This is a genomic window from Pseudomonas sp. PvP089 (genome assembly GCF_017875165.1).
In the GTDB taxonomy this organism is placed as follows: domain Bacteria; phylum Pseudomonadota; class Gammaproteobacteria; order Pseudomonadales; family Pseudomonadaceae; genus Aquipseudomonas; species Aquipseudomonas fortuita.
Genome location: NZ_JAGGME010000001.1, coordinates 5,545,222 through 5,560,849, shown reverse-complemented (window position 1 = coordinate 5,560,849; position 15,628 = coordinate 5,545,222). Strand labels below are relative to the sequence as shown.

Here is a 15,628-nt window from a genome sequence, read left to right as displayed (position 1 = left end):
AAAGAGGATACTTCGATGAGGCGTGTCAGCCTTGCCCGTTTTTGCCCAGGCCTGATGGTCCTGTTGGCCCTGATGCTGGCCATTGCCAGCCCGGCCTGGTCGGCCCCGGCCACGCCATTGTCCAATCTGGTGGCTGCCGATGCGCCAGCGCTGGATGAAAACGCCAGCATCGAACAGCTGAGCGACCGGCTGGACCTGATCCGCCAGGGCGTCACCAGCGAGGCCAACGACGACCTGCTGTCGCAATTGCGCCTGGCGGCGATGCAGGTTCAGCGCCAGGCTGATGCATTGAGTACCCAGCGCACCGCCGACCTGGAAAAACTCGAGGACAAGCTGAAGGTCATCGGCCCGGCCCAGCCGGACGAGGCCGCCACCCTCACGCAGCAGCGCAAAGCGCTGGAGGCCGAAAAAAAGGCGCTGGTAGCCCAGCAGGATCAGGCCACCAAGCTGAATCAGTCGGCTCGCGACCTTTCCACGCAAATCGTCAACCTGCGCCGTAGCCAGTTCAATTCGCAAATCACCAGCCGTGCGGCTTCGCCACTAAGCCCGGCGTTCTGGCAAAGCATCATCCGCCCTACCCAGGACGACGTGGCGCGTGTGCGTGACCTGCGCGGCGAGGCGGCCGATGCCATTGGCAGTGCCCTCAGCGCCGAAAACCGCTGGCTGTTCATTACCAGCCTGGTGGCGGCGATTCTGGTCTGGACCTTGGTGCGCCGTGTGCTCGAGCGTCTGCTGGCCAGTGCCATGGTCGGCTGGTTGCCCGAGGGCCGCTTGCGCCGCAGCGCCTTGGCGCTTGGCGTCAGCCTGGCAACCCTGGGTACCATTGCCGGCTCTGTATCGCTGCTGCGCTGGGGCCTGGAGAGCAGCGCACAGCTAGGCTCCGATATCGCAAGCCTGGTCAACCACATCCTTACCCTGGTGGTGTTCAGCGCCTTCATCACCGGCCTGGGCCGCGCCATGCTGATGCTGCAGCGCCCGTCCTGGCGCCTGCCGCCGATCCATGACGAAGTGGCCAGTGCGCTCGGTTGGTTCCCGAAGGTACTGGCGTTGGCGCTGATGGTCATGATGACCATGGAGCGCATCAACAGCGTCATCGGCGCCAGCCTGGCACTGACTGTGGCGGTCAATGGCCTCACCGCGCTGGTGGTGGCGCTTATCTTTGCCGGCGCATTGCTAGGTTATCGCCGAACCCTGCGCAAGCATGATCTGGAGCGCCCCACTGGCCTGACCGGGCTGATCCCGTTCGTGATGGTGATCTGGCTGACGCTGATCTTGCTGGCCCTGCTCACCGGCTATCTGACACTCGCCTATTTCCTCACCGCCAAATTGCTGTGGGTCAGCCTGGTGGTCACCTGTGCCTACTTGCTGACCACCTTCTTCGGTGACCTGTGCGAAACCTTGCTGTCGCCACGTCAGCCAGGTGGTCTGGCGCTGGCCTCGACCCTGGGCCTGGCGCCTCGCCACCAGGCACAGGCCAGCACTGTCCTGGCCGGCATCGGCCGTACCGTCATCCTGTTCCTGGCGCTGTTGCTGGTGCTGATGCCGTCGGGCACCAGCCCCAGCGAGCTGCTGATGAGCCTGGGCGACTGGGACGGCACCGGCGGCAAGCTGCTTGGCAACCTCAACATCGTGCCGCAGGATATCCTGCTGGCCCTGGCGATCTTCTTCGGTGGCCTGTTCGCCATTCGCGTGGTCAAGCGCTGGCTGAGTGACCGCCTGCTGCCGGAAACCGACATGGACGCCGGCATGCGTGCCTCGCTGGTGACCCTGGTGGGCTACCTGGGCTTCCTGTTCCTGGCCATGCTGGTAATGTCGACCCTGCGCATCAACCTCACCAGCCTGACTTGGGTGGTCAGTGCCCTGTCGGTGGGTATCGGTTTTGGCTTGCAGCAAATCGTGCAGAACTTCATCTCCGGCCTGATCCTGCTCACCGAGCGCCCCGTCAAGGTGGGCGACTGGGTCAGCCTGGCGGGCGTCGAGGGGGATATCCGCCGCATCAATGTGCGCGCCACCGAAATTCAGATGTCCGACCGCTCGACGGTGATCGTGCCTAATTCCCAGTTCATTTCGCAGAACGTGCGCAACGTGACCATGGGCAATGCGCTGGGCGTGGTCGGCATTACCTTGACCCTGCCATTGGAGACCGACGCCAACCGGGTACGCGAGCTGTTGTTGACGGCGTACCACGAGCATGAGGCGATTCTGGATGCGCCCGCCACTTCGGTGTCGTTCAAGGACCTGACTGCCAGTGGCATGGTGATTGGCGTCAGTGGTTACGTGGCGGGGCCGCGGCAGGTGTCAGGCACCCGTAGCGACTTGCTGTTCACCATTCTTGGGCGGCTGCGTGATGAAGGCATTCCGCTGTCTTCGCCGCAGAGCATGGTGCTGGTGCAGGAGGGTACGCGCCCCGCTGACGAGTCGGTGTAAAGAGCGGGGGCTGCTGCGCAGCCCTTTCGCGGCACAAGGCCGCTCCTACAGGGAATGCGAACGCTATCAGGGCACGCGATCCCTTGTAGGAGCGGCCTTGTGCCGCGAAAGTGGCGCATAGCGCCCCCGAATTCAATGCTGCTTGGCCTGCTTGATCCTCAGCAGAATCACCAACAATACCAGCAGCACCGGAGGCGCCATGGCCAGCAGTCCATCCCGCGCCGTCAGCCCCAACCCCAGCACATTCAGCCCGCCATACAGCAGCTTGAACAAATTCAGCAGGTAGTAGGTGATGGCAATGATCGACAGCCCCTCTACCGCCCGCTGGATCTTCACCTGGGCATCGGCCCGGGCATTGAGGCTGCGCAGGATCTCGGCGTTCTGTTCTTCCATTTCTACCTGAACACGCGCCTGCAACAGGTCGCCCAGGTTTGCCACGTTTTTCGCCAATTGCTCCAGCCGCTGCTCGGTCGCCGCGCAATAGCGCACAGTCGGCTTGAACCGACGCTCGATGAACACCCCCAGGCGCTGGCAGTCGCCTACATGGCTTTCCCGCAGCTCGCCCAGGCGTTCGAACACCAGTTGCGCATAGGCCTGGGTGGCGCCGAAGCGGTGGCGGGTTTTTACCGTGTGGCTGACCACCTGGCGTGACAAGTGGGCAATGGCGTCCAGTAACCCTTTGGAGTCATGGCCGTCCCCCCCGGCACTGCGCTCCGAGAGGCTGACCAACGTCTTGTCGAAAGTATCCAGTTCTTGGCTCAGAGCCTTGGCCGTGGCCAGGGTCAGCGAGGCCATCATGCGGTACGTCTCGATTTCCAGCAGACGGCGGATCATGCGGCCCTGGCGGTAGGCATTGAGGCGGCGGTTGATGAACAGGAAACGGTTGGTACCATCTTCGGTCAGGCGGAAATCGCTCCACACCACCGCATCGCCCCCGCCAACGCACGAGCCGCACGGATCTTTGAAACCATAGCGAGGCAGGTCAAGCCCCTGTTCGTCACGCACCAGCACCTGCACGGCGTTGATCACCTGCGCCACCTGCGGGGCGATGGCTTCGGCCAGCACGGGAGGCAGGGGCCGCCATTCGGTGTCGGTGGCAGCGCACGGCACCACCAGTGTCAGGGTGAAGAACTCGGTGTGGCGTTCCCACTTGAACGGGTGGCCATCCAGGCAGGTGATGCCTTGCGCGGCAGCGGTGTCCAGGGACTCCGGGCAGCAGCGTTGCAGCAGCGCTGCACAGGCAGCATCACCGCCGAGCAAGGCCAGGTGGAAGACATGCGCCGGGCCGTCGAAGTACAGCGACGGGCGGGCGTGCAGTTCGTTGTGCAAGGCGGTGCGTTGAGGGTGCATGGGTGGTCCGGCCTGGTGTTGTGATTGTTGGGGTACCAGGAAGTGGGACTTTGCAGCGGGCGGAGAAAGTCACGCGGGGCGGAGTTTTGTTCTACCTGTACCGGCCTCTTCGCGGGTGAACCCGCTCCCACAGGTTCAGTGCAATTTTCAAGGACAGCACCGTACTTGTGGGAACGGGTTTACCCGCGAATGGGCGGCAACGCGGCCCCTTGCGATATCAGCCGAGGCAACGCGTCACATGCTTGACCGATTGGTAGGCCGACAACCCCCAAGGCCCCAGCTCACGGCCGATGCCGCTACCCTTGGTACCGCCCCACGAGGTTTCGACGAACACCGCCTGCACCGAGTTGATCCACACGTGGCCAACCTCCAGGGCATCGGCCACACGCTCGGCGCGGTCCAAATCGGCAGAGCACACGGTCGCCACCAGCCCGAAGCGGCTGTCATTGGCCTCGGTAATCGCCTGCTCTTCACTGGCAAACCGGCGTGCGCACAGCACCGGGCCAAAGATTTCTTCGGTCCACAGGCGGCTGTGTTTCGGCACATCGGTATACAGCGTAGGGCTGACGAACCAGCCGTCGCGGTCCAACGCCTTGCCACCGGCCAGGCACTGCAAGCCTTCTTCGCGCGCCGTGGCAAAGTAGCTGGCCACCTTCAGCCACTGGGCCTGGCTGGTCAGCGGGCCCATGTCGACCTCCTCGGTCAGCGGGTTGCCAACCCGCAGGTTTTCCAGTGCCGCCTGCAAGCGTGGCAGCAGTGCATCGGCAATACCGTCCTGCACCAGCAGCCGCGAGGTGGCCGAACACATCTGCCCCGCGTTCCAGCTGATGCCGGCGACAATCCACTCTACCGCCTGGTCGACATCGCAATCGTCAAACACCACGATCGCCGACTTGCCGCCCAGCTCCAGCGTCACCGGCCGGCACTGTGCCGACGCACTGCGCATCACCTGGCTGCCGACGCTGTTGCTGCCGGTGAACGACAGTTTGTCCAGGCCATTGTGATTGCTCAGCGCGGCACCGGTCTCGGCCTTGCCGTTGACGATGTTCAGCACCCCCGCCGGCAGGCCCAGAGCGTCGGCAATCTGGCCGTAGGCCTGCTCGATCAGCGGGGTGACCTCCGATGGCTTGAGCACCACGGTGCACCCGGCAGCCAAGGCCGGCGCGAGCTTCCAGGCGCTGGTCACCAGCGGGAAGTTCCACGGTACGATCAGGCCGACCACACCCACCGGCTCCAGGCGGGTGCGCGCAGTGAAGCCTGGGGCGGCCAGCGGGACGTCGCGATGCTTCGCAGGCAACTGCTCTGCGAGCTCGGCGTAGTAGCAGAAGGTGGCGATGGCGTCATCCAGGTCGATTTCCGCCTCGTGACGGGGCTTGCCGTTGTTGCGCATCTGCAAGGCGATCAGCGCTTCACGGCGCTGCCCGAGCTGCTCGGCAAAGCCGCGCAGGAAAGCTGCACGTTCGCTGGCGCTGGTGCTTTTCCAGGCGGGCAGGGCGCTGCGGGCAGCGGCTACGGCCTGGTCGACCTGGGCCACGCTGGCAGCCATGAACTCGGCGAACGGTTGCCCCAGCGCAGGGTCATTGACGCTGATGCAGTCGTTGCCTTGGCCTTCGACCCAGCGGCCGGCGATGTAGTGGGAGTTGGTCATGGTCGGTTTCCAGTCAGGCCATTTCGGCAGTGGTCACAGGCGTGTGCGCGGTGCTTTTGCACCGCACCCAGCGCGGGCCCTGGGGGCCATACACGCCCGCAGGTTCAGGGAACAGGTTGAGCAGCAGCAGGTACAGCACGCCAGCCAGCCCCAGGGTGACCGGCAGGCTCAGGTCGATGCCGCCGGCCAGGTCGCCCAGCGGGCCGACGAATTGCCCGGGCAGGTTGACGAAGCACAGGCCGACCGCCGCGCTGGGGAGCCACGCCCCCATGCCGCGCCAGTTCCAGCCGTGCTGGAACCAGTAGTGGCCACCACGCTGGCCGCGGGTGAATACCTGCAGGTCATCGGCGTGGTAGAAGCCGCGGCGAGTGATCAGGCCGAGGATCATGATCACCATCCATGGGCTTGTGCAGGTGATGATGAGTACCGCGAAGGTCGACACGCTTTGCACCAGGTTGAAAGTGAAACGGCCGACAAAGATGAAGCCGATTGCCAGCACACCGATCAGCAGCGTGGCGCCGGCGCGGCTTAGCAGGCGCGGGAACACGCTGGACATGTCCAGGCCGGTGCCATACAGCGCAGTGGTGCCGGTGGACATGCCGCCGATCACCGCAATCAGGCACACCGGCAGGAAGAACCAGCTTGGCGCCACTGCCAACAGGCCACCCACATAATTATTGGCGGCGATGTAGTCCGGTGCCTGGGTCGCTACCAAGGTGGCGGTGCAAAGGCCGAACAGGAAAGGAATCAGCGTTGCGCCCTGGGCTGCTATCACCGCCAGCATGATGCGCGCCTTGGGTGTTTCACGCGGGATATAGCGCGACCAGTCGCCCAGGAAAGCGCCGAACGACACGGGGTTGCTCATGGCCAGGATCGCCGCACCGACGAACGCCGCCCAGAAGCCTGCCTGGCCAAGGTTGACGCTGCCTGCGTAGCCGGCATCGAACGGCCCGGCAAAGGCCACGATGCCCAGCAGGAACAGCAGGCTTGAAGCCCACACGGCAATCTTGTTCACCCACAGCATGAAGCGGAAGCCAAAGATGCACACCACCAGCACCAGCACCGCGAACAGGCCGTAGGCCAGGCCCAGGGTGAGGTCGGTTTCCGGCAGGCCGGCCAGGCGCTTGGCACCGCCGACCAGGGCGTCGCCCGAGCTCCACACCGACAGCGAGAAGAACGCCACGGCCGTGAGCAGCGACAGGAACGAGCCGACGATACGCCCGTGCACACCAAAGTGCGCGCCCGACGACACGGCGTTGTTGGTACCGTTGAGTGCGCCGAACAAACCCATCGGCGCAAGAATCAGGGCGCCCACGCCAACGCCGAGCAGAATGGCCCAAACGCCCGCCTGGAACGACAGGCCGAACAGCACGGGGAAGCTGCCCAGCACTGCGGTGGCGAAGGTATTGGCGCCGCCGAAGATCAGGCGGAAGAGGTCCAGCGGGGAGGCGTCGCGTTGATCATCAGGGATCTGTTCGACGCCGTTGGTCTCGATACCGGTCGAGTGGCTCATGGTGATGCTCCAGCGCGGTTGTTGTAGCCGGCGCAGTGCGCGGGCCTTCTTGTGGGTGCGATGGCAGGGCGGCAGGGCCGCGTAAAAAAGTGATCAGGCCGGCGAGACGACCGACAGGTGCTCGTGGCAGGCCAGCCACTGGTCACCCTGGCGGCGGAAGACGATAGTCTCGCGCTCGCTCATGCGGTGTTCTTCACCGGCGATGCGGATATGCGTGGCCACATCGTGCATGAAGATCGCCACATCGCCTTGCAGGCTCACGTGGGCATTGGCCGATTCGCAGGCGAGCACTGCAAACCCTTCGGCCTGCCACTGGGCCCAGAGGTCTTCGTAGGCACGGCGCGACAGCAGCGGTTGCGGCAAGGTGTGGAAAAGGAACGTCGCGTCTTCGCTGAAACAGGCGAAATAGCGGGCGGTGTCGTTGCTGGCGAACGCGGCAACGAGGTCGGCGGCGGCTTGGCGCACCTGAAGTGTCTGGTCCACGGGAGTGGCCTCACGGTTTTTGTGATTATGGTGAAGCGATTCTGGTGGCGGTTGGCGAGGGGACAAATCGCTGAAGGCAAATAATCAGTTCAGGAATTTGTGAAGTGATGGCGGGGCGCAGGTTCTGTCCGGGCGCCACTCTGTGGGAGCTGGCTTGCCGGCGATGAGGCCAGTACAGGCAACAACAGGCGAACCGACTGACGGTCTGTCCCACCGTTCATCCTTGCCTACGCTGATACTCCCAACCCGCTGAAGCAAGGAGTTCACCGTGACCTTCCAATACAAGCGTCTGGACAAGAACAACGCCGCCGTACTGCTGGTCGACCACCAGGCCGGCCTGCTCTCGCTGGTAAGGGACATCGACCCCGACCGCTTCAAGAACAACGTACTGGCCCTGGCCGACCTGGCCAAGTACTTCAAGCTGCCGACCATCCTTACCACCAGCTTCGAGACCGGCCCCAATGGCCCGCTGGTGCCGGAACTGAAAGAGCAGTTCCCCGACGCCCCCTACATTGCGCGCCCTGGCAACATCAATGCCTGGGACAACGAAGACTTTGTCAAAGCCGTAAAAGCCACCGGCAAGAAGCAGCTGCTGATTGCCGGTGTGGTCACTGAAGTGTGCGTGGCCTTCCCGGCCCTGTCGGCGCTGGAGGAGGGCTTTGAGGTGTTCGTCGTCACCGACGCCTCTGGCACCTTCAACGAACTGACCCGTGACTCGGCGTGGCGGCGCATGGAGGCTGCCGGGGCGCAGCTGATGACCTGGTTCGGCGTGGCCTGCGAGCTGCACCGCGACTGGCGCAACGACGTCGAGGGCTTGGGTACCCTGTTCTCCAACCATATACCGGACTACCGCAACCTGATGACCAGTTACAACAAGCTGGCCAAGTAGCGCCTCCTCGGGGCTGCACCGCAGCTCCGCCTCAACCTGCAAGCGAAGCGGCAAACCGGTATGAATCGACCATACTGACTCTTCATTCGCCCTCAGGAGAGTGTCATGTCGAAGCCGTCCAGGAAGAAATCCACCCAGCAACAGCCAGAAAAACTGGGCGGCAAGGCCTACGAAAAAGCGCTCAAGCATCTGCATGTAGAGCTGGTAAAGCTGCAGGAGTGGGTGGTGGCCAAGGGGCTGAAGGTATGCATTGTCTTCGAAGGCCGTGATGGCGCCGGCAAGGGCGGCACCATCACGGCCATTACCGAGCGGGTCAGCCCGCGGGTGTTTCGCGTGGTGGCGCTGCCGGCACCGACCGATCGGGAAAAAACCCAGATGTTCCTGCAGCGCTACGTGGGGCATTTGCCCGCCGCGGGCGAGGTGGTGATCTTCGATCGCAGCTGGTACAACCGTGCGGGGGTTGAGCGGGTCATGGGCTTTTGCTCCGGCAACCTTGTCGACAAGTTTCTCGCCGGGGTGCCCGTGTTCGAAAAGGTCATGGTCGAGTCGGGCATCATCCTCATCAAGTACTGGCTCGAGGTCAGCGCCGAGGAGCAGACCCGCCGCCTGGAGGATCGCATCAACGATGGTCGCAAGCTGTGGAAGCTTTCGCCCATGGACCTTAAATCGTATACCCGTTGGGATGACTACACCCAAGCACGGGACGACATGTTCCAGGCCTCGGATACAGCCTGGGCGCCGTGGTTCATGGCGCACTCGGACGACAAACGTCGTGCCCGCCTGAACATCATCAGCCATTTGCTCAGCCGTATTCCGTACAAGGACATCACCCGTGACCGGGTGGTGAAGCTGCCCAAACGCGGCAAGGTCGGCAAGTACAAGGCCGTGGCCTACCCGTTCAAGGTCGTCGAAGAACGCTTTTGAACCCCTCCCTGTGGGGCGCTGCGAGGGTTAGCGCTCATGCCACAGGACGGCAGCCTGCTGCAGGCGACGGTGGTGGGACCGCCTTCGGAGTCGGCGTGAGTTTTTCGGAGGGGGGGAATCCGCGAAGCAGCCAGTACAAGGAACCTAGGGCTGCCAATCAACCCCACTTTCTTCCAGATAAGCATCCACAGCGGCACCCACCGTGGGGTGAAAGGCCGTCTCCCCTATATGCTGAAACAACTCGAACCGCCGCATCTTGTCCTTCACCGGGTCCTTCATCTCGGCAAACTGCAATTCCACCCCTCGAGCCTCCAGTGCCCGGTCCAGTTCGGCCAGCATGTCTGCCGAGGTGATGTCGATACTGGTCACTGGTTCCACCGCTATTATCAGCCGCTGCACCGGCGTCGGCGACTCGTCCACGGCCGCCATCACGGTACTTTGGAACTGCTCGGCATTGGCAAAGAACAGCGGCGCATCCCAACGCAGCAGCACCAGCCCCGGAATACGTCGAGCCTGTGGATAACGCTGCACATCGTGGTAGCCCCGGGTGCCATCCACCCGGCCCAGCACTGCATGGTGTGGCCGCCAGCCGTCCCACAGAAACTCGATCACCGCGATTGCCACCGCAATGCAGATACCGGGAATGGCCCCAAACACCGCCACACCGACGAAGCAGGTGAACGACAGCCAGAACTCCCACTGTTGCATGCGGTTCATGTAGCCATAGCGGATCGGCTTGGACAGCAACTCGGTGATGAAGCCCAGGCGCAGCAGCCCGGCAATCACGCAGAACGCCCCGGCGATCAGCGCCATCATGCTGGCGATGGCGATTGCCCGCTGTGGGTCGCTGGCGGCGTGCTGCACCACCACCGCCAGGATCGGCGCGGCCAGCGCCGAATCCGGGCCCAGCACCAGGATTCGGCTGGGGCCGAACAGGGCGTAGACCAGCAACGGGATGATGGTGGCGTACAGGCCGTAGATTCCGGGTACGCCGGACGCTTCGGCGTAGGCAATGCCCACCGGTACCAGCATGGTGGTCAGCACCAGGCCGGCGGCGATGTCCTTGGCTAACCAGGCGCGTTGATAGTGGAGCAGGGTCACCAGGCCGGGTAGCCAGCGTTGCCAGTCGAAGCGCGTTGGTTCGGGCATGGTGCGGGCTCAGGGGAGGAGAGTGCTGAGTTAAAGCTTAGATGCTATGCCCGTAGAAACGAAGAAGCCGCGCAGGTGCGCGGCTTCTTCGTGTTGAGTGACCCGTCCTGAACAGACATTTCGCCTGTTTCAGGGCTGGGTCGTCTCTAGAGACGCTGTGAACGTCTGCTGAATCAGACGTTGAAGCGGAAGTGCATCACGTCGCCATCCTTGACGATGTAATCCTTGCCTTCCAGGCGCCACTTGCCGGCTTCCTTCGCACCGCCTTCACCCTTGAACTGGATGAAGTCGTCATAGGCCACCACCTCAGCGCGGATGAAACCTTTTTCGAAGTCGGTGTGGATAACACCAGCAGCCTGTGGTGCAGTGGCGCCGACGCGTACGGTCCAGGCACGTACTTCCTGCACGCCGGCAGTGAAGTAGGTCTGCAGGTTCAGCAGCTCGTAACCGGCGCGTATCACGCGGTTCAGGCCAGGCTCTTCCAGGCCCAGGGCCTCGAGGAACATGTCCTTCTCTTCGCCGTCGTCCAGCTCGGCGATTTCTGCTTCGATCTTGTTGCACACCGGTACAACGACCGCGCCCTCTTCCTCGGCAATGGCCTTGACCACGTCCAGGTGCGGGTTGTTGTCGAAGCCGTCTTCGGCGACGTTGGCGATGTACATCACCGGCTTGCTGGTCAGCAGGTGGAAGCCACGGATGACGGCTTTTTCGTCGTCAGCCATGTTCTTCATCAGGCTGCGCGCAGGCTTGCCTTCGGTGAAGTGCGGGATCAGCTTTTCCAGAATGGCCTTTTGCGCCAAGGCTTCCTTGTCGCCGCCCTTGGCGTTGCGGGCTACTTTCTGCAGTTGCTTTTCGCAGCTGTCGAGGTCGGCGAAGATCAGTTCGAGGTCGATGATCTCGATGTCACGCTTGGGGTCGACGCTGTTGGAAACGTGGATCACGTTTTCGTCTTCGAAGCAGCGCACCACGTGGGCAATGGCGTCGGTCTCGCGGATGTTGGCGAGGAACTTGTTGCCCAGGCCTTCGCCTTTCGAGGCCCCGGCAACCAGGCCGGCGATATCGACGAATTCCATGGTGGTCGGCAGGATGCGGTTTGGCTTGACGATTTCAGCCAGCGCAGCCAGACGAGCATCGGGCATCGGCACGATGCCGCTGTTTGGCTCGATGGTGCAGAAAGGGAAGTTCTCCGCCGCGATGCCAGACTTGGTCAGGGCGTTGAACAGGGTGGACTTGCCGACGTTGGGCAGGCCGACGATGCCGCAATTGAAACCCATGGGTATTCCCCTCTCTAAAGGAATCAGGCCTTCTGGCTGTGCAGCTCGCGCATCGCCTTGGCAAAGTCGCCGGCAAGCACGTCCGGCAGCACGCCGAGGGCAAAATCGATGCTGGCGTCGAGCTTCTCCTGCTCGGCGCGCGGCGCGCGGCCCAGGACGAAGTTGGATACCAGTTTGGCGTCACCCGGGTGGCCAATGCCAAGCCGCAGGCGGTGGAAGTCGTTCTGGTTGCCGAGCTGCGCGATGATGTCGCGCAGGCCGTTATGCCCACCATGGCCGCCGCCGCGCTTGAGCTTGGCAACGCCCGGAGGCAGGTCGAGTTCGTCGTGCGCCACCAGGATTGCTTCCGGCTTGATGCGGAAGAAATTGGCCAAGGCCGCCACGGCCTGGCCGCTGCGGTTCATGTAGGTGGTGGGGATCAACAAACGAACGTCGTTGCCCTGATGGCTGAACTTAGCCGTCAGGCCGAAATATTTTTTGTCAGCAGTCAGCGATACACGCTGGGCGCTGGCAATGCGTTCAACGAAAAGAGCCCCTGCGTTATGCCGGGTCTGTTCGTATTCGGGGCCGGGGTTACCCAGGCCAACGATCAACTGGATGGCGGTCACGTCAGGGGCTCTTCCTTGGAGTTGGTGGGTCACAGTGCGCGCGGCACTGTAACCCGATCAACGCCGGCGTGCGAGTGGATTACTCGGCAGCGCCTTCTGCTTCTGGAGCAACGCGTGGAGCGTGAACGTTGGCAACAGCTTTGTCATCACCGTGGGCCAGAGCTACGAACTCTACGCCTTTCGGAGCTTTCAGGTCCGACAGGTGGATGATGGTGCCGATTTCAGCGTTGGCCAGGTCAACTTCGATGAACTCAGGCAGGTCTTTGGCTTCGCAGGAAACTTCGATCTGCGATTCAACGTGCGAGATCTCGCCGCCTTTCTTGACCGGTGCTTCTTCGTTGATGAAGTGCACTGGAACAACAGCGGTCAGCTTCTGGCCAGCAACGACGCGGATGAAGTCAGCGTGCATGATGAACTGCTTGGCCGGGTGACGCTGCATGGCCTTGACGATGACGTTTTGCTTGACGCCGTCAACGTTCAGCTCGATCACGTGGCTGAAGGCAGCTTCGTCTTCGAACAGCTTGGTGATTTCCTTGGCCAGGATGGTCAGGGATTGAGCTTCTTTGTCACCACCGTAGACAACGGCAGGGATGCTCAGCGCATGACGCAGGCGGCGGCTCGCACCTTTCCCCAGGTCAGTACGCGCTTGGGCGTTCAGGATAAAATCAGTCATTTTGTTTCTCCAAAATAGCCCCCCGAGAGCGTTTGCGACCAGCGCCAACGGGGATGGCAAAAAAGCCCCGCCCCAACACATGTTGGGGCGGGGCGCTTCACATCAACACGCGTTCCGCTTAGCGGAACATCGCGCTGATCGATTCTTCATTGCTGATGCGGCGTACCGCTTCAGCGACAACCGGTGCGATATCCAGCTGGCGGATACGGTCACAGGCTTGAGCAGCGGCGGACAGCGGAACGGTGTTGGTCACCACCAGCTCGTCCAGTACCGACTTCTCGATGTTCTCGATCGCGCGGCCCGACAGGACAGGGTGCGTGCAGTAGGCGTAAACCTTGGCAGCGCCGTGTTCTTTCAGGGCTTTGGCCGCGTGGCACAGGGTGCCGGCGGTGTCGACCATGTCGTCTACCAGGATGCAGGTGCGCCCTTCGACGTCGCCGATGATGTGCATAACCTCGGAGTGGTTAGCCTTTTCGCGGCGTTTGTCGATGATACCCAGGTCGACACCCAGGGACTTGGCGACTGCACGTGCACGCACGACACCACCAATGTCCGGGGAGACGATCATCAGGTTCTCGAAACGCTGGTCTTCGATATCGTCTACCAGTACGGGCGAGCCGTAGATGTTGTCGACGGGGATATCGAAGAAGCCTTGGATCTGGTCAGCGTGCAGGTCGACGGTGAGAACACGGTCGATACCCACGACAGTGAGCATGTCAGCGACAACTTTGGCGCTGATGGCTACACGTGCCGAACGCGGACGGCGGTCCTGGCGGGCATATCCGAAGTAAGGAATCACGGCGGTGATTCGGGATGCTGAGGAGCGGCGGAAGGCGTCGGCCATCACTACCAGTTCCATCAGGTTATCGTTGGTCGGGGCACAAGTCGGCTGAATAATGAAAACGTCTTTACCGCGAACATTTTCATTGATCTCAGTGCTGATTTCGCCGTCGGAGAACTTACCGACAGAGACGTCACCGAGAGGGATATGCAGCTGACGTACGACACGCCGAGCCAGATCGGGGTTAGCGTTCCCCGTAAAGACCATCATCTTGGACACGCGCAGTACCTGAAGGCTGAGGGTATACCTGGATGAGTATAAGGAAAATGGCAGGGGCGGCTGGATTCGAACCAACGCATGGCAGGATCAAAACCTGCTGCCTTACCGCTTGGCGACGCCCCTGTATCTGTTGCTGCGAACGCTTATGCGCTCGACTTCTTGACCAGACTTTGCAGCTTGCGATGCAACATCGAAATATTGCTTCCTTTCGCCACAAACCCTGTTTGGGTCGCTGAAAGAAGGGCCAGAACTTTATCAGCTTCGGCTTTGCTTGGGAAGGCCCCAAACACACAACTTCCAGTGCCGGTTAGTCGAGCCTCAGTGAATTTACCCAGTGAATTCAACGCATTGCGAACTTCTGGGTAACTCTGCTCTACCACCGGTTGGCAGTCATTTCGACTGTTTCCCTCGGGAACGGGGCGCATATTAAGGGGGAGGGAATCACGTGTCAACTGCGGATGTGAAAAAATTTCTACTGTGCTGACAGACACTTGCGGCACCAGCACGACATACCAAGGCTCTTCAGGGTCGACCGGGGTCAACTGTTCGCCCACACCCTGGGCGAACGCCGCATGGCCGCGCACGAATACCGGTACGTCGGCACCCAGGCTCAGGCCCAGTGCGGCCAGGCGGTCTTCGTCCCAGTCCAGTTGCCACAGGTGGGCGAGGGCCAGCAGGGTGGTTGCGGCGTCCGAGCTGCCGCCGCCGATGCCGCCCCCCATGGGCAGCACTTTGGTCAGCCAGATATCGGCACCCAATGGGCTGCCGGACTGTTCCTGCAGCTTGCGCGCAGCACGCACGATCAGGTTGCTGTCGTGCGGTACTGCCTCGATCTCGGTGTGCAGGCGGATCACGCCATCGTCACGTACGGCGAAACTCAGTTCGTCGCCATGGTCGAGAAACTGGAATACGGTTTCCAGCTCGTGATAGCCATCAGCGCGACGCCCGATGATGTGCAGCCACAGGTTGAGCTTGGCCGGGGCGGGCAGGGTGAGCGTGTGCATGAAATCAGTGCCCCAGCTGGCGTGGCTGCCAGTCCTTGACCACCAGGGTCACGTCCAGATTCTTGCCGTGCAGTTTCAGGCGCTCGGGCAACCAATAGCCATTCTGTTCGGTGTAGCTCAGGTACTGCACCTGCCAGCCATCCTGGTCAAGGCTGGCCAGGCGGCTGTCGCCGTCCAGAGTCAGCTTGCTCTTGCTGTCGGGGGCGGGCAGGCCGCGGACCCACCACACCAGGTGCGATACTGGCAGCTGCCAGCCAAGCTGCTCTTCCAGCAGGGCTTCCGGGCTGGTGGCCTCGAAGCGGCCCTGGTTGGCCACTTCGAGCACAACGCCACCGGGGCGGCCGGTCAGTCGTGCGGCACCACGGCCGAGTGGGCCAGCCAGGCGAATGTCGTAATAGTCCTGGCGCTGCAGCCAGAAGAGCGTGCCGCTACCCGAATCGCGCGGCGCGCGGATGCCGACTTTGCCGTTGATCTGCCAGCCATCAAGGCTGCTCAACTGCGCTTTATGGGCGTGCCACTGCTGCGGGTCGCCGTGCCCTTGCAGGGCCTCGCGGCTACCGAAGCCGGCACAGCCAGCCAGCAGGGCGATCAGGGTGAAGGTGATGCAATGGCGCAGGAACATGGCG

14 protein-coding genes and 1 tRNA gene are annotated in these 15,628 nt (G+C 62.5%); 3 read left to right on the top strand and 12 right to left on the bottom strand.

The window, feature by feature from the left end:
• Positions 1–15: 15 nt before the first annotated feature.
• Positions 16–2,427, top strand: coding sequence for a DUF3772 domain-containing protein (locus J3A71_RS25300; protein WP_016484851.1), 2,412 nt, complete (start codon positions 16–18; stop codon positions 2,425–2,427).
• A gap of 132 nt (positions 2,428–2,559) precedes the next feature.
• Here the strand turns inward: J3A71_RS25300 and J3A71_RS25295 are convergent, their stop codons facing one another.
• The 4 genes from J3A71_RS25295 to J3A71_RS25280 all read right to left on the bottom strand — a co-directional run bounded on the left by J3A71_RS25295 (position 2,560) and on the right by J3A71_RS25280 (position 7,421).
• Entirely contained in the window at positions 2,560–3,777 is a 1,218-nt protein-coding gene (locus tag J3A71_RS25295) for a DUF3422 domain-containing protein (RefSeq protein ID WP_209953469.1), read from the bottom strand.
• A 217-nt stretch (positions 3,778–3,994) separates the two neighbouring features.
• Positions 3,995–5,425 carry an aldehyde dehydrogenase family protein gene (locus J3A71_RS25290; RefSeq protein ID WP_070087060.1) on the bottom strand — a complete coding sequence of 477 codons (1,431 nt, stop codon included), beginning with the start codon at positions 5,423–5,425 and terminating at the stop codon, positions 3,995–3,997.
• Between the two features lie 13 nt (positions 5,426–5,438).
• Entirely contained in the window at positions 5,439–6,938 is a 1,500-nt protein-coding gene (locus J3A71_RS25285) for a cytosine permease (protein ID WP_016484854.1), read from the bottom strand.
• 93 nt (positions 6,939–7,031) lie between these two features.
• Positions 7,032–7,421, bottom strand: coding sequence for a nuclear transport factor 2 family protein (locus J3A71_RS25280; RefSeq protein WP_016484855.1), 390 nt, complete (start codon positions 7,419–7,421; stop codon positions 7,032–7,034).
• 268 nt (positions 7,422–7,689) lie between these two features.
• Between J3A71_RS25280 and ycaC the strand changes: the two genes are divergently transcribed.
• Positions 7,690–8,310, top strand: a complete 621-nt coding sequence (ycaC, locus tag J3A71_RS25275) for an isochorismate family cysteine hydrolase YcaC (protein ID WP_016484856.1) — start codon at positions 7,690–7,692, stop codon at positions 8,308–8,310.
• Positions 8,311–8,415: 105 nt separating this feature from the next.
• Entirely contained in the window at positions 8,416–9,234 is an 819-nt protein-coding gene (gene ppk2, locus J3A71_RS25270) for a polyphosphate kinase 2 (protein ID WP_102667906.1), read from the top strand.
• 144 nt (positions 9,235–9,378) lie between these two features.
• On the opposite strand, the gene J3A71_RS25265 is transcribed toward ppk2, so the two are convergent.
• The 8 genes from J3A71_RS25265 to lolB form a co-directional block, all read right to left on the bottom strand.
• Positions 9,379–10,383 (bottom strand): SulP family inorganic anion transporter, encoded by a 1,005-nt coding sequence (locus J3A71_RS25265; RefSeq protein ID WP_102667907.1) that lies wholly within the window; start codon positions 10,381–10,383, stop codon positions 9,379–9,381.
• Between the two features lie 173 nt (positions 10,384–10,556).
• Complete coding sequence (gene ychF / locus J3A71_RS25260; RefSeq protein ID WP_016484859.1) at positions 10,557–11,657, bottom strand: redox-regulated ATPase YchF; 1,101 nt, start codon at positions 11,655–11,657, stop codon at positions 10,557–10,559.
• Positions 11,658–11,680: 23 nt separating this feature from the next.
• Positions 11,681–12,265, bottom strand: a complete 585-nt coding sequence (gene pth, locus J3A71_RS25255) for an aminoacyl-tRNA hydrolase (protein ID WP_009686183.1) — start codon at positions 12,263–12,265, stop codon at positions 11,681–11,683.
• Positions 12,266–12,344: 79 nt separating this feature from the next.
• Positions 12,345–12,938, bottom strand: coding sequence for a 50S ribosomal protein L25/general stress protein Ctc (locus J3A71_RS25250; RefSeq protein WP_016484861.1), 594 nt, complete (start codon positions 12,936–12,938; stop codon positions 12,345–12,347).
• Positions 12,939–13,056: 118 nt separating this feature from the next.
• Positions 13,057–13,998 carry a ribose-phosphate pyrophosphokinase gene (locus J3A71_RS25245; RefSeq protein ID WP_003247410.1) on the bottom strand — a complete coding sequence of 314 codons (942 nt, stop codon included), beginning with the start codon at positions 13,996–13,998 and terminating at the stop codon, positions 13,057–13,059.
• Positions 13,999–14,046: 48 nt separating this feature from the next.
• Positions 14,047–14,121, bottom strand: a tRNA-Gln gene (locus tag J3A71_RS25240).
• Positions 14,122–14,141: 20 nt separating this feature from the next.
• A complete protein-coding gene (gene ispE, locus J3A71_RS25235) occupies positions 14,142–15,002 on the bottom strand; it encodes a 4-(cytidine 5'-diphospho)-2-C-methyl-D-erythritol kinase (RefSeq protein WP_016484862.1) in 861 nt (286 codons plus the stop codon).
• A 4-nt stretch (positions 15,003–15,006) separates the two neighbouring features.
• On the bottom strand, positions 15,007–15,624 hold the full coding sequence (gene lolB, locus J3A71_RS25230; protein WP_209953467.1) for a lipoprotein insertase outer membrane protein LolB: 618 nt from the start codon (positions 15,622–15,624) through the stop codon (positions 15,007–15,009).
• Between the last annotated feature and the right edge of the window lie 4 nt (positions 15,625–15,628).

What these genes read in the sequence shown, in the direction of transcription:
- J3A71_RS25300 (WP_016484851.1), top strand. Translation starts at nt 16, where the DNA reads ATGAGGCGTGTCAGCCTTGCCCGTTTTTGCCCAGGCCTGATGGTCCTG.
- J3A71_RS25295 (WP_209953469.1), bottom strand. Translation starts at nt 3,777, where the DNA reads ATGCACCCTCAACGCACCGCCTTGCACAACGAACTGCACGCCCGCCCG.
- J3A71_RS25290 (WP_070087060.1), bottom strand. Translation starts at nt 5,425, where the DNA reads ATGACCAACTCCCACTACATCGCCGGCCGCTGGGTCGAAGGCCAAGGC.
- J3A71_RS25285 (WP_016484854.1), bottom strand. Translation starts at nt 6,938, where the DNA reads ATGAGCCACTCGACCGGTATCGAGACCAACGGCGTCGAACAGATCCCT.
- ppk2 (WP_102667906.1), top strand. Translation starts at nt 8,416, where the DNA reads ATGTCGAAGCCGTCCAGGAAGAAATCCACCCAGCAACAGCCAGAAAAA.
- J3A71_RS25265 (WP_102667907.1), bottom strand. Translation starts at nt 10,383, where the DNA reads ATGCCCGAACCAACGCGCTTCGACTGGCAACGCTGGCTACCCGGCCTG.
- ychF (WP_016484859.1), bottom strand. Translation starts at nt 11,657, where the DNA reads ATGGGTTTCAATTGCGGCATCGTCGGCCTGCCCAACGTCGGCAAGTCC.
- J3A71_RS25250 (WP_016484861.1), bottom strand. Translation starts at nt 12,938, where the DNA reads ATGACTGATTTTATCCTGAACGCCCAAGCGCGTACTGACCTGGGGAAA.
- ispE (WP_016484862.1), bottom strand. Translation starts at nt 15,002, where the DNA reads ATGCACACGCTCACCCTGCCCGCCCCGGCCAAGCTCAACCTGTGGCTG.
- lolB (WP_209953467.1), bottom strand. Translation starts at nt 15,624, where the DNA reads ATGTTCCTGCGCCATTGCATCACCTTCACCCTGATCGCCCTGCTGGCT.